Origin of the sequence: Micromonospora fluostatini (genome assembly GCF_050410825.1) — a bacterium.
Classification (GTDB): Bacteria; Actinomycetota; Actinomycetes; order Mycobacteriales; family Micromonosporaceae; genus Micromonospora; species Micromonospora rosaria.
Genome location: NZ_CP191251.1, coordinates 6,360,081 through 6,381,332 on the forward strand (window position 1 = coordinate 6,360,081; position 21,252 = coordinate 6,381,332).

Here is a 21,252-nt window from a genome sequence, read left to right on the forward strand (position 1 = left end):
CAAAGCGTACGGCCCGCCCTCCTTTGCGACAAGCCGCGAAGAGTCGACCCGATCGGGCCCGAACGACCCATCGTACACCTGTTCTAAAAGGCCATGTCAGGGCGGGTCGGTGCGGGCCCACCCCGGGCTGCCGGAGCCACCCGGGTCGACCGGTACCGTCGAGTCGTGACCGATCTGGTACAGGCGCAGGACCCGGTGGTGATGGGGGTCCTCAACGTCACGCCCGACTCCTTCTCCGACGGCGGCCGGTACGCCGATGTCGACGCGGCCGTCGCACACGGTGTGCGGCTCCATTCCGACGGGGCCCACCTGGTCGACGTCGGCGGCGAGTCGACCCGTCCGGGCGCGGACCGGGTGGACGCCGAGACCGAGGTGGCCCGGGTGCTCCCGGTCGTCCGGGAGCTGACCGCCGCCGGGGTGCCGGTCAGCATCGACACCACCCGGGCCCGGGTCGCCGAGGCGGTGCTGGCCGCCGGCGCGGACGTGGTCAACGACGTCTCCGGCGGGCTGGCCGATCCGGACATGGCCCGGGTGGTCCGGGACGCCGGCTGCCCCTGGGTGCTGATGCACTGGCGGGGCCACTCGCGGCGGATGCGGGACCTGGCCCGCTACACCGACGTGGTCGCCGACGTGCGGGCCGAACTGGCGCACCGGGTCGACGAGGCGCTGCGCGCCGGGGTGGCCGCCGACCGGATCATCGTTGACCCGGGGCTCGGGTTCGCCAAGACCGCCGAGCACAACTGGGAGCTCAGCGCCCGCCTGCCCGAACTGCTCGACCTCGGCCACCCGCTGTTGTTCGGGGCGAGCCGCAAGTCGTACCTGGGCCAGTTGCTCGCCGATCCGGCGGGGCAGCCGCGCGCCACCGACGGTCGGGCGGCGGCGACCGTCGCCACCAGCGTGCTCGCCGTGGCCGCCGGCGCCTGGGGGGTACGGGTGCACGACGTCCGGGGGACCGTGGACGCGCTGGCGGTCTGGCGGGCCACCGGCCGGCCCCGGCTCGTCCCGACCGCGCCGCCGTACCCGGGCCCGCCGGACGGGCGTGGCCCGGTGGTCGGCGCGGGGAGGGCGGGCCGGTGACCGGCACGATCACGCTCACCGGCCTGCGCGCGCACGGCCGGCACGGGGTGTACGACTTCGAGCGCGCCCAGGGGCAGGACTTCGTCGTCGACGCGGTGCTCCACCTGGACCTCGCCCCGGCGGCGCGGACCGACGACGTGGCCGACACCGTGCACTACGGCGAGCTGGCCGACGGGCTGGTCGCGGTGGTCACCGGCGAGCCGGTGAACCTGATCGAGACCCTCGCCGACCGGCTCCTCGACGTCTGCCTGGCCGACCCCCGGGTGGTCACCGCCACGGTCACCGTGCACAAGCCGCAGGCGCCGGTGCCGCACGCCTTCACCGACGTGGCGGTGACCCTGACCCGGCACCGCGACCCCGGTCACCGGCCGGACGACCGGGCCGCCCGGTGAGCCGGGCGGTGCTGTCGCTCGGCAGCAACCTCGGTGACCGGCTCGCCCACCTGCGGACGGCGGTGGCGACCCTCGGCGACGCCGTACTCCTGGTCTCCGGCGTCTACGAGACTCCACCGTGGGGGGACGAGGACCAGCCGGCGTACCTGAACGCGGTGCTGCTCGCGGCCGATCCCACCGCGACCGCCCGGGACTGGCTGGACCGGGCCCACGCGGCCGAGCGGGCCGCCGGCCGGACCCGGGACCCGGCCCGCCGGTACGGCCCCCGGACCCTCGACGTCGACGTCGTCGCGGTCTGGGGCGACGACGACGAACCGGTGCTCAGCACCGATCCCGAGCTGACGTTGCCGCACCCCCGGGCACACCTGCGGGCGTTCGTGCTGCGGCCGTGGATCGACATCCAGCCGTACGGGCGGCTGCCCGGCCACGGCTGGCTGACCGACCTGCTCAACACCGGGCCGGCGGCCGGGGACGCGCTTGCGGTGCGTCCCCGCCCCGATCTGGCGATAGAGTCGACGACATGACCCAGCGGAGCCGGCCGGCATGACAGCACAGTCCCCACCGCCGGGCGGAGCGGACCGGTCCAGGATGGGTCCCACCAGGATCTCCACCCTGGTCGTGGCCGGGCTCGGCGCCGCAGCGATCGCCTGGCTGCTGATCAGCAGTCTCTACTACCGGACCCTGCCCGAGCTGCCCTGGCTGCCGGTGATCACGCTCGCCGCCCTGGCCGTGCTGGAGGGGTACGCGGCGGTCAACACGCGGGGCCGGATCGAGCGCAAGCCGGGCCGGGAGCCGGTCAACCCGCTGCTGGTGGCCCGGTTCGTGGTGCTGGCGAAGGCGTCCGCGCTGGCCGGCGCGATCTTCGCCGGTGGCTACGCCGGGGTGACGGGCTGGCTGTTCATCGAGCGCACCAACGCCGCGATCGACGACCGGCCGGCCGCCGGCGCGGGGCTGCTCGCCAGCCTGGCCCTGGTGCTGGCGGCGCTCTGGCTGGAGCGGTCCTGCCGGGTGCCGGAGCGGCCGGACGACGACCGTGGGCCCGGCGCGCGGGAGGAGCAACCGGGGCCGCGCTGATCGACGGGGGTTAACAGCCGGGTGGGCAGCCGGGTACCGTCGCCTGGCGACCGCAGGGAGCACCGGCCGCCACCGGTCCGCCGCGTGGGAGTGCGGACCACCGGGCACCGTGGGAGGCGCGCGTCATGGGGTACGACGAACCGACCCGCACGGAACCGGCGGGGGCCCCTGTGGACCTGCCGGCGAACCCTGACGACCCGGAGCCCGGCGCGGCCGGACACGACCGGATCGGCGTGCACCTCGCCTGGGAGGTGGTGCTCCTGGCCGGGGCGGTGGTCCTGGCGTACCTGCTCTGGCGCGCCCAGCCGGCGACGTTGCGCGGCGCCGGGCTGCGGGACCTGCTGGTCGACCTGGTGGCGCTCGGGCTGCTCACCGTCGCCGCCGGGCTGAGCCTGCGCACCGCGGCGGTCAACCTCGCCGTCGGCCCGGTGGCGGTGGCCGCCGCGCTGCACTTCGCCGAGCAGAGCGAGCGCAGCGTGCCGGCGGTGGTCGGCCCGGCCACCCTGGTCGCCGCGCTCGGCGGGCTGGTGCTGGCGCTGGTCGTGGTGGTGCTGCACGTGCCGAGCTGGGCGGCGAGCCTCGCCGGGGCGGCGGGCGTGATCGTGTACATCGAACAGCGGGCGGCCCCGGTCGTCGTGCAGGGCGACCACGATCCCGGGCGGGCCGCGCTCCACCTCTTCGCCGGATTCGCCGCGCTGGCGGTCCTCGGGGGGCTCTTCGGGGCGATCCGGGCGGTCCGTCGGCTCGTCGGTCGCTCCCGACCGGTCGGTGACCCCGCCCTGCGCCAGGGCCCGGTGACGGCGGTGCTGACCGTGTTCGCCCTGGTCAGCTCCACCGTGCTGGCCATGCTGGCGGGTACGCTCCTGGCCGCCGAGGCGACCGCCCCGGTGGCCCCGGGCACCGGCCTGGACGGCACCGTGCTGGCGGTCGGCACGGCGCTGCTCGCCGGGACCAGCGCGTACGGGCGGCGGGGCGGGATCTTCGGCACCCTCTTCGCGGTCAGCCTGGTGGCGCTCTTCCTGGCGTGGGCCCAGGCGCGCGGCTGGGTGGTCAGCCCGTGGGCGGTCGGCGGGGTGGCCCTGGCGATCGGGCTGCTGGTCACCCGGCTGGTCGAGACGTTCGGGCGACCCCGGAACCCGGAGGTGGAGGTAGCCGAGCGGCCGACCTCCGGCGACGGGACGATCAGCTCGGGTTGGTCGGCGCCCCGTTCCCGGCCGGTCGACACCTGGAGCCCGCCGGCGCTGCCGACCGATCCACCGCCGCACCCGGTCGACCCGTGGGCGGGCCCCGGCTGGGACGACCGGCCCCGCCGCCGGGCGGCCGGTGGCGACGACCCTTCCCGCTGGGCGGCCGGCGGTGACCGTACCCCCCGGTGGGACGCCGGTGGCGACGCCTCGCCCCGCTGGCAGGTCGGTGGTGACCGGTCGCCGCGCTGGAGCGCGGGCGACGACGGTTCCCCCGGTTGGAGCGCGGGCGACGAGCGGTCCGGGCGCTGGGAGACCCGGGACGACCCGCCCCGTTGGGAGACCCGGGAGGACCGCTGAGCGCCCGGCCCGGAGCGGGCCCGGCGGTCGGTGCGGGCGGCGGCGGCCGTCGCGTCCACCGGGCGGGCGATGATCTCGCCGGTTAGGCTCGGCAGCATGACCGAGACACCAGCCCCCGGCAGCGGAGGTCGCTCCTTCGACGAGCTCGACGCACTGTCCACTGAGGAGCTGCGCGAGCAGGCGTTCGCGCTGGCCCGGGAACGCCGCGACGTGCGCTTCTTCTGGTCCGTGCTGCGGCGCCTGCCGAACGCCGACGAGGCCGCGGCGCTGGACGGGGCGCCCAACTCGGTCGGGCCGACCATCGACGAGGCGGTCGCCCTCTGGCGGGAGATGACCGGTCACGGGTACGACGAGACGGCGCCGCTGCTGCGCGCGGCGTTCATCGACTACCTGCTGGAGCACTAGCCGTTGGCGCGTCAGGTGACCAGCCCACGCCGGGTTTGCCCGGCGGGGCGGCCCGGGAACTGAGCACGTCATGGCTGTCACCAACAGTGCCGGGACCGGCCGGAGCCACGGGAGCGCGGTGGGTACGGGGGCGTTCGCCGCCGTCGTCCTGGTCGCGGTCTGCGGCAGTCCGGCGTACGTGGACTGGGCCGCGGCGAACACCGACCCGGCCGGGGCCGGCGGCTGGTTCCTGCGCCTGCTCGCCTGGCCGGCGTGGCGGTTCGGGGTCGGTGAGGGCTCCGGGGTGAGCGCGGCCGACGTCACGGCGATCCTGCTGGTCCTGCTGGCCGCCGGCTTCCTCCACCTGCTGCCCGCCGGCCGGCAGGCCCGCTCACCGGGGGTCGGCCAGTTCTTCACCGGCTGGGCGGCGTACGTCCTGGCCAGCGGGTTCGCCGCGTTCCTCGGCTCGTTCCTCGGCTCGGACGCGGCGTTGACGGCCGCCTTCCAGGCCACCGGCACCGGCGTCACGTACGGGTTCTTCGCCGGCTGGATCATCGGTGCCGCCAGCCTCGGCGGTCGCGCCTGAGCCCACCCACCCGCCGGCCGGGACCGGGCGGGCGCGGGGCGGGTGGTCAGGCCGGCGGCTCGGGGGTGAGCAGCCGGTGCCGGGTGAGCGTGCCCACCGGCCGACCGTCCTCGCTGACCAGTACCCGGTCCACGGCGGCGGCGAGCATCACGGCCAGCGCGTCGTACGCGGAACTGCCCAGCGTCACGGTCGGCAGGTCGGCGCCGTCGCCCGGTAGCGGGTCCAGCGTCTCCCGGGCGACCGGGGTGACGGCGAGCCGGCGGATGCCCCGGTCGGCGCCGACGAACTCCCGGACGAACGGGGTGGCGGGCGCGCCGAGCAGCGCCGCCGGGGTGTCGTACTGCTCCAGCCGGCCGCCCTCGGAGAGCACCGCGATCCGGTCGCCGAGCCGGACCGCCTCGTCCAGGTCGTGGGTGACCAGCACGATGGTCTTGCGGACCTCGGCCTGCAACCGGAGGAACTCCTCCTGCAACCGGGTCCGCACGATCGGGTCGACCGCCGAGAACGGCTCGTCCATCAGCAGCACCACCGGGTCGGCGGCGAGCGCGCGGGCCACCCCGACCCGCTGCCGCTGCCCGCCGGAGAGCTCGTGCGGGTACCGGCGGCCGAACTGCGCCGGGTCCAGGCCGACCACGTCGAGCAGCTCGTCGACCCGGCGCCGGGTCCGCTCCCTCGGCCAGCCGAGCAGCCGGGGCACCGTACCGACGTTGGTGGCGACCGTCTGGTGCGGGAAGAGGCCAACGTTCTGGATCACGTACCCGATCCGGCGGCGCAGCTCGACCGGGTCGGCGTGGGTGACGTCGGTGTCGCCGAGCAGGATGCGGCCGCCACTCGGCTCGATCAGCCGGTTGATCATCCGCAGCACGGTCGACTTGCCGCAGCCCGAGGGGCCGATCAGCACCACCAGCTCACCGGCGGCGATCTCCAGGCTCAGCTCGCGGACCGCCTCGGTGCCGTCCGGGTACCGCTTGCGGATGCCCTCCAGCCGGATGCGGGCCGCGCCGGGCCCCTCGGCGGCCGGATCGTGCCCCGCGTCGGCAGGGGCCTTCAAGGTACGGTCCACGTATGTCCCTCCGCCTGAGCTACCGGGCCGACCCGGGCAACCCGTGGTTCTCCTGGCAGTATGTGCGGGACAACTCTGACACGATCCTCTCCGCCCTGGGGGACCACACCTGGCTGACCGTCCGCGCGGTGGTGATCGCCGCCCTGGTCGGGTTGCCGCTGGCGGTGGTGGCGTACTGGGTCCGCCCGCTCGCCGGGCCGATCGTCGCGTTCACCGGGGTCCTCTACACGGTCCCGTCGCTGGCGCTGTTCGCCTTCCTCGCCCCGTACCTGGGCATCGGCGCGCTCACCGTGCTCAGCGTGGTGGTCCTGTACGCGCTGCTGGTGATCGTCCGCAACGCGGTGGCCGGGCTCAACCAGGTGCCGCCGGAGGTCCGCGAGGCGGCCGAGGGGATGGGGTACGGCCGCTGGGGCCGGCTGTTGCGGATCGAGCTGCCGTTGGCGCTGCCCGGCATCGTCACCGGCCTGCGGCTCGCCACCGTCTCGACGGTGGCGCTGGTCACGGTGGGGGTCGTGGTCGGCCGGGGTGGGCTCGGGCAGCTCATCTTCGCCGGCTTCCAGAACAACTTCTACAAGGCGCAGATCATGACCGCCACGCTGCTCTGCGTCCTGCTCGCGCTCCTGGCCGACCTGGTCCTGGCCGGGGTGGGGCGGCTGCTCACCCCGTGGGCGGCGAGGCGGGCCGGGTGAACGACACGGGCCGGACCCGGGGGACGGGCCGACGGCGCGGGACGGCCGCGGTGGCCGGCGCGGGCCGGGTGGGGCGCGACGAGCGGGAGGGCGGCCGGTGAGCGCGATCGAGCAGGCGGTGGTGTGGCTCAACGACCCGTTGAACTGGACCAACCCGGGCGGGATCCTGGACCGGCTCGGTGAGCACCTGGGCATGTCCGCCGCCGCGGTGGCGCTGGGCTGCCTGGTGGCCTGGCCGCTGGGGCTCTGGCTCGGGCACAGCGGTCGGGGCGGCGGGCTGGTCCTGCTGGTCTCCAACGTCACGCTCGCGGTACCGACGCTGGCGCTGCTGACCATCCTCCCGTTGACCTTCCTCGGCTTCGGACGCCCCGCCGTGGTGGTGGCGCTGGCCGTCTTCGCGGTGCCGCCGCTGCTCGCCAACGCGTACACCGGGGTGCGGCAGGTCGACCCGGAGACCCGGGACGCGGCCCGGGGGATGGGGCTCTCCGGCGGGCAGGTGCTCCGCCGGGTGGAGTTGCCGCTCGCGGTGCCGTTCCTGGCCGCCGGGTTCCGCACCGCGACGGTGCAGGTGATCGCCACCGCGGCGCTCGCCACCTTCGTCAACGGCGGTGGGCTGGGGGAGATCATCCGGTCCGGGTTCGGGCTGAGCATCGCCGCCGGTGGCGGTCAGATCCTGGCCGGTGGGCTCCTGGTCGCCGGGCTCGCCCTGCTGGCCGAGGTGCTCCTGGCCGGCGCCGAGCGGCTGGTGACCCCCCGACCGCTGCGCCCGGCCCGCCGCCGCGCCGCCCGCCCGGCCGGGAACGCGGTCGCCGGCGGCTGACCTGCGCGGCGGTTCGTCCACCCGTCCCGGGGCGCTGGCGAGCCACCGGCGCGGGCGTGGTCGGGCGCCCGCCGGGGCCGGACGGCGGGCCCGGGTCGGCTCGGTGACGATCCGGTGACAAACCCGGCCACCGGTTTGTCGTACCCCTGTCCGACGATGTTGGCTGGGGACACGGGCGGGGGTGACAGGGTTCGCCCGTCGGACACGCGGCCGGCCCGACAGGGTCGCGCCGGGACACGGAAGGCGGGCACTCATGCGTGCGCGTACACGACTGGCCATCGGGGCGGTGGGCGCCCTGGCGGCGGCCGGTCTCCTCACCGGGTGCGGTGACGCCGGTTCCTCCGGCACCGAGGCCCCGCAGCAGCAGGCGTCGGGGGAGGGCTGCGCTCCGGTCGCCGGTGAGCAGTTGATCGCGCTGGAGGACGACAAGAAGCTCCAAAACGCCGACAACATCCTCCCCGCGATCAACACCAAGGCGGCGGCGCCGCAGGTGGTGGCCGCGCTGGACAAGGTCTCCGCGGCGCTCGACACGGAGAAGCTGATCCAGCTCAACAAGGCCGTCGACGTGGACCGGAAGTCCTCCAAGGTGGCCGCCGAGGAGTTCGCCGCCGGCAACGGCCTGACCGCCGGCATCGACAAGGGGCCGGGCGGCAAGCTCGTGGTCGGGGCCGGCAACTTCGCCGAGAGCCAGACCATCGGCGAGCTGTACCGGATCGTGCTCACCGCCGCCGGGTACGACGTCACGGTGCAGACCATCGGCAACCGGGAGCTCTACGAGCCGGCCCTGGAGAAGGGCGAGATCCAGGTGGTGCCCGAGTACGCCGCGACCATGGCCGAGTTCCTCAACGCCAAGGTCAACGGCAAGGACGCCGCGCCGGTCTCCTCGCCGGACGTGGCGGCGACCACGCAGGCGCTCACCGGCCTCGGTGAGAAGGCCGGCCTCACCTTCGGCGCAGCCTCCACCGCACAGAACCAGAACGCCTTCGCGGTGACCCAGGCCTTCGCCGACAAGTACGGCGTCCGCACCCTCTCCGAGCTGGCCGAGAAGTGCTCGGGTACGGCGACGGTGCTGGGCGGCCCGCCGGAGTGCCAGGAGCGCCCCTTCTGCAAGCCGGGGCTGGAGAAGACCTACGGGCTCTCCGTCGGCTCGTTCTCCTCGCTGGACCAGGGCGGCCCGCTGACCAAGACCGGCCTGCGTACCGCCACCATCAGCGTCGGCCTGATCTTCTCCTCCGACAGCGCGTACGCGGCGGGCTGACCGCCGGCACCACCGCACCGCTCCCGTGACGGGGGTGTCTCCGACCTGGGGACACCCCCGTCGGCGTCTCCACCGGTGGTCGCCCGGGTGGCCGTGACGCTCGTCACGAGCCGACAGCCCTGGCTGGTTGGGGCCTCTTCGCGAGTTTCGACGGAGTTGTCCGCCGCCGTTCCATTACCCGCTGTCATCTCGTAGGCTCCACAGCCATGCCCGCTCCGGTTTCCGCCACCGATCGGCGTACCCCCTCCCTGCTGACCGCCCTCTTCTGGGGCGGGGTGGGGTTGGCGCCGATCGCCGCGCTGATCCTGCTGGTCGCCGACTCCAACGGCCCGCTGCGCTTCGCGGCGGTGCTCGCCATCGGGTCGGTGGTGCTGATCGGGCTCTCGGTCGCGTTACGCACCGACCGTGGCTCCGGCTCGGCCGATCCCGACGAGGTGCACGAGGAGATCGAGGAACTGCGCCGGGAACTGCGTAGCGAGATCGTCGCCGCGGCCCAGCGCGGCAACCAGGCGCTGGACCAGTCGCAGCGGGCCCAGGAGGCGGTGGCCGCGTTGCGGCACCGGCTCGACACGACCACCACCCCGCCCGCCGAGGAGGACCAGCCGGCCGGTGCCGGCCGTGCCCGGGTACCGGTTCCCGGGCCGGCCGAGGAGGCCCCGGCCGGCAAGGCCAGCGTGCCGGTGCCGCCGGTCCGCGCCACGCCCGACCGGGAGCCCGACGAGGCGGCCGGGTGGGCGCGGGCGTCGGTGCCGGCCGAGGCCGAGGAGCCGGCCGGATGGGCGCGGACGCCCGAGGCGCCGGAGGCGCCCGAGCCCGACGAGCCCGTCGGCTGGGGACGGGCCCGGCGCGACCCGGAGGAACCGGCCGGCCGGGGTCGGGCGGTGGTGGACCGCGACGGCGCGGGCGGTGCGGGCCGGGCCGCCGCGCCCGAGGCCGAGCCGGCCGGCCGGTACGCGGCCACGGCGCACGCCGCGCCGCCCGCCGACCCGGCCGGCGGACCCGGCGGCCACGGCTCCCGGGCCTGGGGGTCGGCCGCCCCGCCCCAGTCCGGGCCGGAGCTGGGGCCCCGGCCGGGCGGAGTGGTACGCCACACCGAGACCGTGCACGTGACCCGGCACACCATCGTGGACGGAGGTGGCGTCGACCCGCGCGGCGGTGACCGGTACGCCGACCGGTGGTCGTCGGCGGCCCCCGACGAACCGCACCGGGGCGGGCCCGGCCCCGCGCCCGAGGAGCGCTCCCGGACCCGGTACGGCGGGGAGCCCGACGGGCGGGGCCGGTCGGTGCCCGGCGAGCACCGGGACTGGCCCGAGGCCGGCCACCGGGGGCGCGCCGAGCCGGCGGACCGGGCCTGGCCCGAGGCGGACGGCCCGGAGCCGCCGGGCCCCGGCCCCCGGTACGCCGACCGGGACGGCCCGGTGGCCGGCTCCCGGTACGCCGACCGGGGGTGGGAGCAGCGGGCCGAGCGGGACCGGCCCGGCGCGGGACGGCGGGCCGACCGGGACGCGCCCGGCTGGGCACCGGACCGGCGGGACGAGTCCGAGCCGGCCTGGCCGCAGCAGCGCGGCGGACCCGAGGCCACCCGGACGGCCCACCGGGGCGAGTCCGGGCCGGCGTGGCCGGACCAGCCGGGCGAGCGACACTCCGGCTGGGACGACCCGGACGAGCCGGCCCGGCCCACCGGGCCCGGCGGCGGTCCCCGCTCGGAGCACCGCAGCGGACGGGACCACCGGGGCGGGCCCCACCACCCGGGCGGGCCGGACCGCCGGGGCGGCCCCGAGCACCGGTCCGCACCCGACCACCGGGACGGGCCCGGACAGTGGGGTGAGCCCGGACAGTGGACCGGGTCGGAGCAGTGGGCCGGGTCGGAGCGGTGGAGCGGGGCGGCTCGGCCCGGCCGGCGGGAGGACGCCGGCTGGCCCGGCGGGCCGGAGCCCGGGGACGGGGGCCGACCGGGCGCGGACCACGGCCGGTCCGGCTGGCGCGACGAGCCCGGCTGGCGAGCGGAGGCCGGGCGGAGCGCCCCGGCCGGACAGTCGTGGCGGGAGGTGGACCACCCCGGGCGGGACGCGGCGTACCCGGATGGCGCGGCCGGTGGCCCCTGGTCCGAGGCGCGGGCCGGGGACCGGTGGGCCGAGGTGCGTGACGACGAGCGGGGCCGCGAGGTCCGGGTCGGGGAGCGGCGCGCGAGTGTGCACGCCGACCCGCAGGGCGGCGCGTTCCGGATGGAGGACCGCTGGGCCGAGGTACGCCACGGCGAAGCGCGTCCCCGGCCCGACCGACCCGGCGCGGGCGGCTGGAACGGCGACGGCTGGGACGGTGAGGGCGGCTGGGACGGCGGCCGGGCCGCGCCGGGGGGCCGGCCGGCGTTGCCCGCCGGTGGGGTGCCGGTGCCCGACGAGTGGCGCCCGGCGCCCCGGGGCGGTCACCCGCCGGCCGGTGGGGAGCCGGAACCGGGCCGGCGCAGCCGGCACCAGCGGGCCGACGAGGGGTACGGGCCGGACGAGGCACCGCCGCGCCGCTGGTGAGCCGCGGCGGGCTCCCGGATCACGTGAGCCGGGCCGGCTCCCGGGTCACTTGTCGATGTCGCCGACCACGAAGAACATCGAGCCGAGGATGGCGATCAGGTCGGGCACCAGGCAGCCCGGCAGGAGCGTGGCCAGGGCCTGCACGTTGGCGTACGACGCGGTGCGCAGCTTGAGCCGCCACGGCGTCTTCTCCCCGCGCGAGACCAGGTAGTACCCGTTGATGCCGAGCGGATTCTCGGTCCAGGCGTAGGTGTGCCCCTCGGGCGCCTTGAGCACCTTGGGCAGCCGGGTGTTGATCGGCCCGGTGAGCCGGTCGACCCGGTCCAGGCACTGCTCGGCGAGGTCGAGCGAGGCGTACACCTGGTCGAGGAGCACCTCGAAGCGGGCGTGGCAGTCCCCGGCCGTGCGGGTCACCACCGGCACGTCCAGCTCACCGTAGGCCAGGTACGGCTCGTCGCGGCGCAGGTCCAGGTCGAGGCCGGAGGCGCGGGCCACCGGCCCGGACGCGCCGAAGGCGGCGGCCTCGGCGGCCGACAGCACCCCCACCCCGACGGTACGGGCCAGGAAGATGTCGTTGCGCCGGATCAGGTTGTCCAGGTCGGGCATCCGGCGGCGTACCTCGCCGACGGCGGCGCGGGCCCGCCCGGTCCACCCGGCCGGCACCTCCTCCTTCAGCCCGCCGACCCGGTTGAACATGTAGTGGATCCGGCCGCCGGAGACCTCCTCCATGACCGCCTGGATGGTCTCCCGCTCGCGGAACGCGTAGAACATCGGGGTGATCGCCCCGATCTCCAGCGGGTACGAGCCGAGGAACATCAGGTGGTTGAGCACCCGGTTCAGCTCGGCGAGGGCCATCCGCAGCCAGGTGGCCCGCTCGGGCACCTCCATGCCCATCAGCCGTTCCACCGCGAGCACCACGCCCAGCTCGTTGGAGAACGCCGACAGCCAGTCGTGCCGGTTGGCCAGCACGATGATCTGCCGGTAGTCGCGGACCTCGAAGAGCTTCTCCGCGCCCCGGTGCATGTACCCGACGACCGGCTCGGCGGAGACCACCCGTTCGCCGTCGAGGACCAGCCGGAGCCGGAGCACGCCGTGCGTGGAGGGGTGCTGCGGGCCGATGTTGAGCACCATGTCGGTGCCGAGCTGCTCCCCGCCCGCCCCGGTTCCGACGGTCAGCTCGCGGAGGTCGGCGGCGTCCGTGGTCATGTCCGTCATCGTGCCATGAACGGGTCCGGGTCGACGCCGACCGGTTGCCGGAGCCACCAGTGCCCGCCGAGTCCGGCCGGGTCGGTCAGTTCGGCCACCGCGCCGGCGGCGGCGAGCGCCCGGACGTACCCGGCCGGGTCGGTCGAGGCCAGGGCCAGCGGCGGCCGGCCGCCGTCGGCCCCGAGCGCGCGCAGCGCGGCCCGCTGGTCGACCAGCGTGTACGCCGTTCCGGCGACCGCCGCACCGGCCGCGCCGACGGAGTCCACCGCGACGTGCGCGGTGACGTCGCACGACCCGTCCGGCACCGGGTGCACCTGCCGCCCGCCCCGGTACCCGGTCAGCGTCCCGTCGTGGGGCCGGCCGGCCCGGACGTGCCCGTAGTCCACGGCCAGCGCCAGCCCCCGGTCGATCCGCCGGACCGCTGCGGCCCACGCCTCGTCCCGGGTACGGCCGATCTCCGCCCGCGCGGTCACCCCGTACCCCGATCCGGGTCCCTCCGGCGCCGGGCCGGGCGGCGGCCACCAGGCCGCGAGCCAGTCCGCGTCCGCCGGGTTCACCGGGCCGCCCACCGTCTCCGTGCCGGTCGCCGGGTCGACCAGCAGGTACCGCCACCCGGTCGGGGTCCAGCCGGCCACGTCCAGGGGTACGTTGTCCAGCCACTCCGTGGCGAGCAGCAGCCCGGTGATCCCCGTCGGGACCCGTTCCGCCCAGCCCACCGCCGCCGGCAGGCCCGCCGGCCGGGGGGCGAGTTCCACCGCGGTGAGCCGGAGCCGGCGGGCGAGCGGTACCGGTCCCGCACCGCCGGTCGGCGCGGGGTCCGGGCGGGGCCGCCCGGGACGGTCCGGCACCCCGCCGACGCTCGCCGGCCGGTTGGCACCCGCGGCGGTGCCGGGCGCCCCGGGGCGTGCGGCGGCGTCGGGCGTCCCGGGGCCGGCCGGCGTCGGCCGGGCGGCCAGCCCGGCGAGGGCGACCAGCAGTTCCCCGCGACCGGCGCCGACGTCGACCACGTCGAGCCGGTCGGGGTGGCCGAGGGCCGTGTCGACCCGTTCGACCAGGCGGAACAGCGCGGTGGCGAACGCCGGCGCGGCGTGCACGCTGGTGCGGAAGTGGTCGGCCGGCCCGGGACCGGAGACGAAGAAGCCGCCGGGGCCGTAGAGCGCCCGCGCCATCGCCGCCCCCCAGGACATCGGCACCGCTTCGTCACCCGCTCGGCGTTCCGTCACCGGTCGACCCTACGGTCAGCCGGGCCGGGACGCCCGCCGATCCCCGGCCCGGCCGACGGCGGCCCGGCCCCGGGTGATTGGAAGGGCCCCTTCCTATACCGAAAGCGTTAACAAGGGGCCCTTCCTTGCACCCGGGGCGGGGTGGTGAAGGTTTTCACAACCCCTTGGTCCGGGTCCGTGACGGCGGCGCATACTTGCCATCGACCGGTACCCCCATCGAGGACTGGATCACTGCCATGAGCGCACCGTCGCGCCCGCGTACCGCCGCCCTGCCCGGGGCCGGCGTACCAGCGGGCGGCCAATCCCGCGATTCCCGTCTCACCGTCGGCGTCATCGGCGCCGGTCGGGTCGGTGCCGTGCTGGGTGCCGCGCTCGCCGCCGCCGGGCACCGGGTGACCGCCGTCTCCGAGGGTTCCGGGGCGACCCGGGCCCGGATCGCGCTGCTGCTGCCCGACACCCCGCTCCAGGCGGCACCGGCGGTCGCCCGCGCCGCCGCCGACCTGCTGCTGCTCGCGGTGCCGGACGACGCCCTGGCCGGGGTGGTCGCCGGGCTGGCCGGTGCCGGCGCGCTGCACCCGGGCCAGGTGGTCGCGCACACCTCCGGCGCGCACGGGCTGGACGTGCTCGCCTCGGCCGCCGCCGTCGGCGCCCACCCGCTGGCCCTGCACCCGGCGATGACCTTCACCGGTACGCCGGACGACCTGTCCCGCCTGGCCGGCATCTCGTACGGGGTGACCGCCCCGGCGCGGCTGCGGCCGCTGGCCGCCCGGCTGGTCGCCGACCTCGGCGGGGTGCCCGAGTGGATCGGGGAGGCGGACCGCCCGCTGTACCACGCCGCGCTCGCGCACGGGGCGAACCACCTGGTCACCCTGGTCAACGAGGCGGCCGACCGGCTGCGTGACGCCGGGGTGGCCCAGCCGGAGAAGGTGCTCGCCCCGCTGCTGGAGGCGGCCCTCGGCAACGCGCTGCGCCTCGGCGACGACGCGCTGACCGGGCCGGTCTCCCGGGGCGACGCGGGTACGGTCCGTCGGCACCTGGAGCGGCTGGCGGCCACCGCCCCGGACTCCGTGCCGGCGTACCTGGCGCTGGCCCGGCGGACCGCCGGCCGCGCCGTCGCCGCCGGTCGGCTCCGCCCGGCCGACGCCGGGCCCCTGCTCGACGTGCTGGGCCGGACCCAGCACCAGCGTGAGGTGGCGGCGTGAGCGCCCGGAGTGGACTGCTGGCGCGGGCGTCGCAGTCGGGTAGCGAGGGGAACGGCATGACCGAGGTAGTGCACACCCGGGCCGAACTGGCGGCGGCCCGGGGCGGGCTGACCGGCACCGTGGCCGTGGTGATGACCATGGGTGCCCTGCACGGCGGGCACGAGGCGCTGGTACGGGCGGCCCGGGAGCGGGCCGACCACGTGCTGGTGACGATCTTCGTGAACCCGTTGCAGTTCGGCCCGAACGAGGACTTCGACCGGTACCCGCGCACCCTGGACGCGGACCTGGCGGTCTGCCGGCGGGCCGGCGCCGACCTGGTCTTCGCCCCGTCGGTGACGGACATGTACCCGCACGGGGAGCCGACGGTCCGGGTCCTGCCGGGGCAGGTCGGTGAGGACCTGGAGGGGCTGAGCCGCCCCGGCTTCTTCCACGGGGTGCTCACCGTGGTGCTGAAGCTGCTCCAGCTCACCCGCCCCGACCTGGCGTTCTTCGGGGAGAAGGACTACCAGCAGCTCACCCTGGTCCGGCGGATGGTGCGGGACCTGGACGTACCGGTGGAGATCGTCGGTGTGCCGACGGTCCGCGAGTCGGACGGCCTGGCGCTGTCCAGCCGCAACCGGTACCTCTCCCCGAGCCAGCGGCAGGCGGCGCTGAGCCTCTCGGCGGCGCTGCGGGCCGGTGTGGTGGCCGCCGGGGCGGGTCACGACGCCGGGGCGGTGCTCGCCGCCGCGCACCGGGCCTTCGGGGCCGGCGAGCCCGGGGCCGAGCTGGACTACCTGGTGCTCACCGATCCCGACCTGGAGCCGGGGCCGGTCGCCGGCCCGGCCCGGCTGCTGGTGGCGGCCTGGGTGGGCGGCGTCCGTCTGATCGACAACACCGGGCTCCGGCTCGCGCCGCGCGCCTGAGAACAGACCTCTCGTGAAAGGCACTCCGATGCTGCGCACCATGCTGAAGTCGAAGATCCACCGGGCCACCGTGACCCAGGCGGACCTGCACTACGTCGGCTCGGTGACCGTGGACCAGGACCTGCTCGACGCCGCCGACCTGCTGCCCGGCGAGCAGGTCGCGATCGTGGACATCACCAACGGCGCCCGGCTGGAGACGTACGTGATCCCCGGTGAGCGGGGCAGCGGGGTGATCGGCATCAACGGTGCCGCCGCCCACCTGGTGCACCCCGGCGACCTGGTGATCCTGATCTCGTACGGGCAGTTCGAGGACGCCGAGGCACGGACGTACCGGCCCCGGGTGGTGCACGTCGACGCGGCGAACCGGGTCATCGAGCTGGGCGCGGACCCGACAGCTGCGGTCGCCGGCATGGTCGGCGACCCGGTCCGCGCGGCGCACGCCCTGCCCGTCTGACCGGTTCCGGCCCCGCCGATCGGGAAGATCCGGTCTGTCACCGGACGCTCATGTCCGGTTACCCTTGACCCGCCCTCGTGGGCGGTGGCTGGGGGAGGCCGCGATGCGCAGTTCGAGGACGATGCTGGTCGGGGCGTTGGTCGCGGTGCTGGTGGCGGCCGGTTGTGCGACCGTGGACGGGCTGGACGCCGACCTGACCGACGACTGGGCGGCGCTGGCCCCGGCCGGGCCGTTCACCCCGGCCGCCGGCGTCTGTCAGGAGGCCGACTTCACCGACGTGGTGACGCTGGTGGCGTACCAGCCGGTCGACTGTGCCGGGCCGCACCGGGTGGAGACCACGCACGTCGGGATCTTCCCCGCGAAGCAGACCGCCCGCCCGGCCACCGGCTCCGCCGAGTTACGGGGCGCCTTCGCCGACTGCGACGGCAGGACCAGCGGGTACGTGGGTGACGAGTGGCGCGGGGCCCGGCTCCGGCTCGGGGTCGCCATACCGTCGGAGACCGGCTGGGCGTCCGGAGCCCGGTGGTACCGGTGCGACCTGACCGAGGTGACCACCGTGGAGGCGGGCGCCGGGACGGTCACCCGTACCGGCAGCCTGCGGGGTGCGCTGCGCGGCCCGTCCCCGCTGCGGCTGGGCTGCCAGCAGGCCCGTACGGGTCGGGGCGGAGGCGTCAGCACGCTCACCCCGGTAGCCTGCGACACCCGGCACAACGCCGAGTACGTGGGGGTGTGGCAGGCGCCGGACAAGCCCTTCCCGGACGTGCCCGCCGGGTGGTCCCGGTTCTACACCGGCTGCTACGAGGTGCTGGCGAAGTACGCCGGCGTGCCGAACGACGTCCAGATCAGGATCCGCAGCGGGGTGGTGGTCCGCCCGCCGGCCGAGGGCCGGTGGCGCGCCGGTGACCGGGGCGTGCGCTGCTACCTCTGGCTGAGCCACCGGACGGTGACCGGCTCGCTGAAGGGGGCCGGCCCGGCCGGCCTGCCGATCCGCACCCGGTGACCGGCCCGGCCCACCGGTCGGTCCGGCGGTCGCGACGCTGCGTGTCGTACCGGTCCGGACAACGTAGCCGGAACCACACACCTCGGACCCGAGGGCCCGGCCGGGCCTGCGGCGCGGTTGACTGTGCTCATGGACTCCTCGACCGGTGACCTGCCGACCCTGCCCGGACTGCTGGCGGCGCCCGCGCCCGGCTGGGTGGAGACCACCGACGTGATCGTGGTCGGCTCCGGGGTGGCCGGGCTCACCGCCGCCCTGCACCTGAGGGAGGCCGGGCTGCACGTCACCGTGGTCACCAAGGTCAACATCGACGACGGGTCGACCCGGTGGGCGCAGGGTGGGATCGCCGCCGTCCTCGACCCGCACGACAGCCCGGCGGCGCACGCCTCGGACACCGAGGTCGCCGGGGTGGGGCTCTGCGACCCGGCGGCGGTCCGGGTGCTGGTCGAGGAGGGGCCGACCCGGCTGCGGGAGCTGATGCGGATCGGCGCGGAGTTCGACCGCCACCCGGACGGCTCGCTGATGCTCACCCGGGAGGGCGGGCACCGGGCCGACCGGATCGTGCACGCGGGCGGGGACGCCACCGGGGCCGAGGTGCAGCGGGCGTTGCACGCGGCGGTCCGTCGGGACCCGTGGATCCGGCTGGTCGAGCACGCCCTGGTGCTGGACCTGCTGCGCGCTCCCGGCGACGGCCCGGACGGTCTCGGCCCGGCCTGCGGGCTCACCCTGCACGTCCTCGGCGAGGGCAGCGAGGACGGGGTGGGCGCCATCCTGTCCCGCGCGGTCGTGCTGGCCACCGGCGGAATGGGGCAGGTCTTCGCGGCCACCACCAACCCGGCGGTGTCGACCGGGGACGGCGTGGCGCTGGCGATGCGGGCCGGCGCGGCCGTCACCGACGTGGAGTTCGTGCAGTTCCACCCGACCGCGTTGATCGTCCCGGAGCGGGCCCGGGTGCCCGGTGCCGGGCTGGCCCAGCAGCCGCTGGTCTCCGAGGCGCTGCGGGGTGAGGGCGCGCACCTGGTCGACGCCGACGGCAAGCGGTTCATGGTCGGCCAGCACGACCTGGCCGAGCTGGCCCCCCGGGACGTGGTGGCCAAGGGCATCCACCGGGTGCTGCTGGCCACCGGCGCGGACCACGTCTTCCTCGACGCCCGGCACCTGGGCGGCGACTTCCTCGCCCGGCGGTTCCCCACCATCGTCGCCTCCTGCCTGGCCATCGGGGTCGACCCGGCGACCGACCTGATCCCGGTCGCCCCGGCCGCCCACTACGCCTCCGGCGGCGTCCGTACCGACCTGCGCGGCCGGACCTCCATCCCCGGCCTGTACGCCTGCGGCGAGGTCGCCTGCACGGGGGTGCACGGCGCGAACCGGCTGGCCAGCAACTCGCTGCTGGAGGGGCTGGTCTTCTCCCGGCGGATCGCCGAGGAGATCGCCACCGGCCTGCCCGAGCAGGCACAGCCGGCGTCCACCGGGGCCTGGACCGGCGGGGACGGCTGGGTGGTGCCGGCGGAGGTGACGGCACCCCTGCAACGGGCGATGACCCGGGGTGCCGGGGTGCTCCGCTCGGCGGCGACGCTGACCGACACCGCCGCCGTGCTGACCGAGCTGGGCGCGGGCCGGGGCCGACCCCGGACCGCCGAGTGGGAGGCGACGAACCTGATCACGGTGGCGTCGACCCTGGTCGCCGCCGCGTCCGCGCGCCGGGAGACCCGGGGCTGTCACTGGCGGGAGGACTTCCCGACGGCCGACGACCGGTGGCTGGGCCACCTGGTCGGCTCGATCGGGGCGCAGGGCCGGTTGACCCAGCGGTGGGAGCCGTCGGCGTGAGCGCCGACGTCCGCTGCGGTCGTGAGCTGACGAAGGAGCAACGGTGAGGCAGTCGACGGAGCAGGTGTTGCGGGCCGGCGGGCTGGACCCGGCGTGGGTGCGGCGGGTGGTCGGGGACGCGCTGACCGAGGATCTCGGCCCGGAGCTGCTCGACGTGACCAGTGTCGCCACCATCCCGGCCGGGCAGGTGGACACCGCCGACCTGGTGGCCCGCGCCGACGGGGTGGTCGCCGGCCTGGCCGTGGCGGCGGCGGTGTTCGAGCTGGTCGCCGAGGTGGCCGCCGCCTCGGCGGGCACGCCGGACGCCGCCCCGGCCGGCGGGGCCGGTGGTGCTTCGGCCGGTGGCGCCGTGGCCGGCGGGGCCGGTGGTGCCTCCGGTGGCGCGGGTGTGCCGCGTACCGTCGAGGTGTCGGTGCTCGCCGCCGACGGCGAGCGGGTGGCCCGGGGGGACGTGCTGGCCACGGTGACCGGCCCGACCCGGCTGCTGCTCACCGCCGAGCGGACCGCGCTGAACCTGCTCTGCCGGATGTCCGGGGTGGCCACCCACACCCGGGCCTGGGCCGACGCGCTGGCCGGGACGAAGGCGATGGTGCTGGACACCCGCAAGACCACCCCGGGCCTGCGGGCCCTGGAGAAGTACGCGGTGCGGGCCGGCGGCGGCACCAACAAGCGGATGGGCCTGCACGACGTCGCCATGATCAAGGACAACCACAAGCTCGCGGCCGACGGGCTGACCGCCGCCTACCGGCGGGTCCGGGAAACCTTCCCGCAGGTGCCGGTGCAGGTCGAGGTGACCACGGTGGCCGAGGCGGTGGAGGCCGTCGAGGCCGGTGCCGACTTCCTGCTCTGCGACAACATGACCCCGGCGACGCTGACCGAGGTGGTCGCCGCCGTCGGGGACCGGGCCGAGCTGGAGGCCACCGGCGGGCTGACCCTGGAGGTGGCGGCCGAGTACGCGGCGACCGGGGTGGACTACCTGTCGGTCGGCGCGCTGACCCACTCCTCGCCGATCCTGGACATCGCCATGGACCTGCGACGCTAGCGGGACCTGCGGCGGTGGCGTCGGCGTCGGCGTTGTCTAGGCTTCGGACGTGCTGCTCTGCATCGACATCGGAAACACCAACACCGTGCTGGCGACCTTCGCCGGTGACAAGCTGGTGCACTCCTGGCGGGTCAAGACCGACGCCCGGTCCACCGCCGACGAGCTGGGCCTGATGTTCCGGGGCCTGCTCGCCGGGGACGCCGTCGAGATCACCGGGGTGGCCGCCTGCTCCACGGTGCCGGCCGCGCTGCGCTCGCTGCGGACCATGCTGGACCGCTACTACGGCGAGCTGCCCAGCGTGGTCGTCGAGCCGGGGGTCCGGACCGGGGTGCAGTTGGCGATCGACAACCCCAAGGAGGTCGGTGCCGACCGGGTGGTGAACACCCTCGCCGCGCACACCCTCTACGGCGGGCCCTCGATCGTGGTCGACTTCGGCACCACCACGAACTTCGACGTGGTCAGCGCGCGGGGCGAGTTCCTCGGCGGGGCCTTCGCACCGGGGATCGAGATCTCCTTCGACGCCCTGGCCGCCCGCGCGGCCCAGTTGCGCAAGGTCGAGGCGACCCGCCCCCGGTCGGTGATCGGCAAGAACACCGTCGAGTGCCTCCAGGCCGGCCTGTACTTCGGCTTCGCCGGTCAGGTGGACCGGATCGTCGAACGGATGGCCGAGGAGCTGGGCGGGGTGAAGGCGGTCATCGCCACCGGTGGGCTGGCCTCGCTGGTGATGGGGGAGTGTCGCACCATCACCCACCACGAGCCGATGATCACGTTGATCGGCCTGCGGATGGTCTACGACCGCAACGTCTGAGGGGTAAGGAAGGGCCCCTTGTTAACGCCTACGGTAGAGAAGGGCTCCCTTCTCACCCAGTGGGGCGGAGACGGCACCCTGCGGTCCCGGCCAGCGGTGGACGACCGGTCGGAGTGGGGTCGGTCATGGCGGGCAGGTTATCCCGTAACGGCCGCCACGGCCCTTGAGTACGC

General features: G+C 76.0%; 19 protein-coding genes and 3 pseudogenes. 19 read left to right on the forward strand and 3 right to left on the reverse strand.

Going from position 1 to position 21,252, the window contains the following annotated elements; genetic code table 11:
• Window positions 1-165: 165 nt before the first annotated feature.
• From folP to ACQUFX_RS28345, 7 genes and pseudogenes are all read left to right on the forward strand, one after another.
• Entirely contained in the window at window positions 166-1,077 is a 912-nt protein-coding gene (folP, locus tag ACQUFX_RS28315) for a dihydropteroate synthase (RefSeq protein ID WP_428963251.1), read from the forward strand.
• Window positions 1,074-1,469 (forward strand): dihydroneopterin aldolase, encoded by a 396-nt coding sequence (gene folB / locus ACQUFX_RS28320; RefSeq protein ID WP_428963252.1) that lies wholly within the window; start codon window positions 1,074-1,076, stop codon window positions 1,467-1,469. The genes folP and folB overlap by 4 nt, the downstream gene beginning before the upstream one ends.
• The gene (gene folK / locus ACQUFX_RS28325) at window positions 1,466-1,993 is read left to right on the forward strand and encodes a 2-amino-4-hydroxy-6-hydroxymethyldihydropteridine diphosphokinase (RefSeq protein ID WP_428963253.1); all 528 of its coding nucleotides are present in this window, start codon (window positions 1,466-1,468) and stop codon (window positions 1,991-1,993) included. Before folB ends, folK begins: the two co-directional genes overlap by 4 nt.
• 64 nt (window positions 1,994-2,057) lie before the next feature.
• Window positions 2,058-2,543: a DUF3180 domain-containing protein gene (locus ACQUFX_RS28330; protein WP_428963254.1), complete on the forward strand. Its 486-nt coding sequence runs from the start codon at window positions 2,058-2,060 to the stop codon at window positions 2,541-2,543.
• Between the two features lie 125 nt (window positions 2,544-2,668).
• A pseudogene (locus ACQUFX_RS28335) lies at window positions 2,669-3,838 on the forward strand (ABC transporter permease); the annotation flags it as partial.
• 345 nt (window positions 3,839-4,183) lie between these two features.
• Window positions 4,184-4,492: a hypothetical protein gene (locus tag ACQUFX_RS28340; protein ID WP_428963255.1), complete on the forward strand. Its 309-nt coding sequence runs from the start codon at window positions 4,184-4,186 to the stop codon at window positions 4,490-4,492.
• 70 nt (window positions 4,493-4,562) lie between these two features.
• Window positions 4,563-5,057 carry a hypothetical protein gene (locus ACQUFX_RS28345; protein ID WP_428963256.1) on the forward strand — a complete coding sequence of 165 codons (495 nt, stop codon included), beginning with the start codon at window positions 4,563-4,565 and terminating at the stop codon, window positions 5,055-5,057.
• A 46-nt stretch (window positions 5,058-5,103) separates the two neighbouring features.
• Here ACQUFX_RS28345 and ACQUFX_RS28350 read toward each other — a convergent pair whose 3' ends face one another.
• Window positions 5,104-6,108: an ABC transporter ATP-binding protein gene (locus ACQUFX_RS28350; RefSeq protein ID WP_428967108.1), complete on the reverse strand. Its 1,005-nt coding sequence runs from the start codon at window positions 6,106-6,108 to the stop codon at window positions 5,104-5,106.
• A 14-nt stretch (window positions 6,109-6,122) separates the two neighbouring features.
• Here ACQUFX_RS28350 and ACQUFX_RS28355 point away from each other — a divergent pair, with 14 nt between their 5' ends.
• The 4 genes from ACQUFX_RS28355 to ACQUFX_RS28370 all read left to right on the forward strand — a co-directional run bounded on the left by ACQUFX_RS28355 (window position 6,123) and on the right by ACQUFX_RS28370 (window position 11,415).
• On the forward strand, window positions 6,123-6,809 hold the full coding sequence (locus tag ACQUFX_RS28355; protein ID WP_428963257.1) for an ABC transporter permease: 687 nt from the start codon (window positions 6,123-6,125) through the stop codon (window positions 6,807-6,809).
• Window positions 6,810-6,906: 97 nt separating this feature from the next.
• Window positions 6,907-7,629: an ABC transporter permease gene (locus ACQUFX_RS28360; protein WP_428963258.1), complete on the forward strand. Its 723-nt coding sequence runs from the start codon at window positions 6,907-6,909 to the stop codon at window positions 7,627-7,629.
• Between the two features lie 253 nt (window positions 7,630-7,882).
• Window positions 7,883-8,887: a glycine betaine ABC transporter substrate-binding protein gene (locus tag ACQUFX_RS28365; RefSeq protein WP_428963259.1), complete on the forward strand. Its 1,005-nt coding sequence runs from the start codon at window positions 7,883-7,885 to the stop codon at window positions 8,885-8,887.
• 206 nt (window positions 8,888-9,093) lie between these two features.
• Entirely contained in the window at window positions 9,094-11,415 is a 2,322-nt protein-coding gene (locus ACQUFX_RS28370) for a hypothetical protein (protein WP_428963260.1), read from the forward strand.
• A gap of 45 nt (window positions 11,416-11,460) precedes the next feature.
• Here ACQUFX_RS28370 and ACQUFX_RS28375 read toward each other — a convergent pair whose 3' ends face one another.
• Window positions 11,461-12,630: an NADH-quinone oxidoreductase subunit D gene (locus ACQUFX_RS28375; RefSeq protein ID WP_428963261.1), complete on the reverse strand. Its 1,170-nt coding sequence runs from the start codon at window positions 12,628-12,630 to the stop codon at window positions 11,461-11,463.
• A complete protein-coding gene (locus ACQUFX_RS28380) occupies window positions 12,627-13,814 on the reverse strand; it encodes an SAM-dependent methyltransferase (protein ID WP_428967109.1) in 1,188 nt (395 codons plus the stop codon). Before ACQUFX_RS28380 ends, ACQUFX_RS28375 begins: the two co-directional genes overlap by 4 nt.
• A gap of 266 nt (window positions 13,815-14,080) precedes the next feature.
• Here ACQUFX_RS28380 and ACQUFX_RS28385 point away from each other — a divergent pair, with 266 nt between their 5' ends.
• From ACQUFX_RS28385 to ACQUFX_RS28420, 8 genes and pseudogenes are all read left to right on the forward strand, one after another.
• On the forward strand, window positions 14,081-15,046 hold the full coding sequence (locus tag ACQUFX_RS28385; protein ID WP_428963262.1) for a Rossmann-like and DUF2520 domain-containing protein: 966 nt from the start codon (window positions 14,081-14,083) through the stop codon (window positions 15,044-15,046).
• 56 nt (window positions 15,047-15,102) lie between these two features.
• Window positions 15,103-15,951: a pantoate--beta-alanine ligase gene (gene panC, locus ACQUFX_RS28390; RefSeq protein ID WP_428967110.1), complete on the forward strand. Its 849-nt coding sequence runs from the start codon at window positions 15,103-15,105 to the stop codon at window positions 15,949-15,951.
• Window positions 15,952-15,979: 28 nt separating this feature from the next.
• Window positions 15,980-16,405 carry an aspartate 1-decarboxylase gene (panD, locus tag ACQUFX_RS28395; RefSeq protein ID WP_067370800.1) on the forward strand — a complete coding sequence of 142 codons (426 nt, stop codon included), beginning with the start codon at window positions 15,980-15,982 and terminating at the stop codon, window positions 16,403-16,405.
• 103 nt (window positions 16,406-16,508) lie between these two features.
• Window positions 16,509-17,405 carry a septum formation family protein gene (locus ACQUFX_RS28400; RefSeq protein WP_428963263.1) on the forward strand — a complete coding sequence of 299 codons (897 nt, stop codon included), beginning with the start codon at window positions 16,509-16,511 and terminating at the stop codon, window positions 17,403-17,405.
• Window positions 17,406-17,534: 129 nt separating this feature from the next.
• Window positions 17,535-19,229, forward strand: a complete 1,695-nt coding sequence (locus ACQUFX_RS28405; RefSeq protein ID WP_428963264.1) for an L-aspartate oxidase — start codon at window positions 17,535-17,537, stop codon at window positions 19,227-19,229.
• A gap of 43 nt (window positions 19,230-19,272) precedes the next feature.
• Window positions 19,273-19,507 (forward strand): annotated as a pseudogene (locus ACQUFX_RS28410) (nicotinate-nucleotide diphosphorylase (carboxylating)); the annotation flags it as partial.
• Between the two features lie 119 nt (window positions 19,508-19,626).
• Window positions 19,627-20,271 (forward strand): annotated as a pseudogene (nadC, locus tag ACQUFX_RS28415) (carboxylating nicotinate-nucleotide diphosphorylase); the annotation flags it as partial.
• A 49-nt stretch (window positions 20,272-20,320) separates the two neighbouring features.
• Complete coding sequence (locus tag ACQUFX_RS28420) at window positions 20,321-21,079, forward strand: type III pantothenate kinase (protein WP_428963265.1); 759 nt, start codon at window positions 20,321-20,323, stop codon at window positions 21,077-21,079.
• Window positions 21,080-21,252: the final 173 nt, after the last annotated feature.

What these genes read in the sequence shown, in the direction of transcription:
- ACQUFX_RS28370 (WP_428963260.1), top strand. Translation starts at nt 9,094, where the DNA reads ATGCCCGCTCCGGTTTCCGCCACCGATCGGCGTACCCCCTCCCTGCTG.
- panC (WP_428967110.1), top strand. Translation starts at nt 15,103, where the DNA reads ATGACCGAGGTAGTGCACACCCGGGCCGAACTGGCGGCGGCCCGGGGC.
- ACQUFX_RS28330 (WP_428963254.1), top strand. Translation starts at nt 2,058, where the DNA reads ATGGGTCCCACCAGGATCTCCACCCTGGTCGTGGCCGGGCTCGGCGCC.
- ACQUFX_RS28355 (WP_428963257.1), top strand. Translation starts at nt 6,123, where the DNA reads ATGTCCCTCCGCCTGAGCTACCGGGCCGACCCGGGCAACCCGTGGTTC.
- ACQUFX_RS28340 (WP_428963255.1), top strand. Translation starts at nt 4,184, where the DNA reads ATGACCGAGACACCAGCCCCCGGCAGCGGAGGTCGCTCCTTCGACGAG.
- ACQUFX_RS28405 (WP_428963264.1), top strand. Translation starts at nt 17,535, where the DNA reads ATGGACTCCTCGACCGGTGACCTGCCGACCCTGCCCGGACTGCTGGCG.
- ACQUFX_RS28375 (WP_428963261.1), bottom strand. Translation starts at nt 12,630, where the DNA reads ATGACGGACATGACCACGGACGCCGCCGACCTCCGCGAGCTGACCGTC.
- ACQUFX_RS28400 (WP_428963263.1), top strand. Translation starts at nt 16,509, where the DNA reads ATGCGCAGTTCGAGGACGATGCTGGTCGGGGCGTTGGTCGCGGTGCTG.
- panD (WP_067370800.1), top strand. Translation starts at nt 15,980, where the DNA reads ATGCTGCGCACCATGCTGAAGTCGAAGATCCACCGGGCCACCGTGACC.
- ACQUFX_RS28385 (WP_428963262.1), top strand. Translation starts at nt 14,081, where the DNA reads ATGAGCGCACCGTCGCGCCCGCGTACCGCCGCCCTGCCCGGGGCCGGC.
- ACQUFX_RS28345 (WP_428963256.1), top strand. Translation starts at nt 4,563, where the DNA reads ATGGCTGTCACCAACAGTGCCGGGACCGGCCGGAGCCACGGGAGCGCG.
- ACQUFX_RS28365 (WP_428963259.1), top strand. Translation starts at nt 7,883, where the DNA reads ATGCGTGCGCGTACACGACTGGCCATCGGGGCGGTGGGCGCCCTGGCG.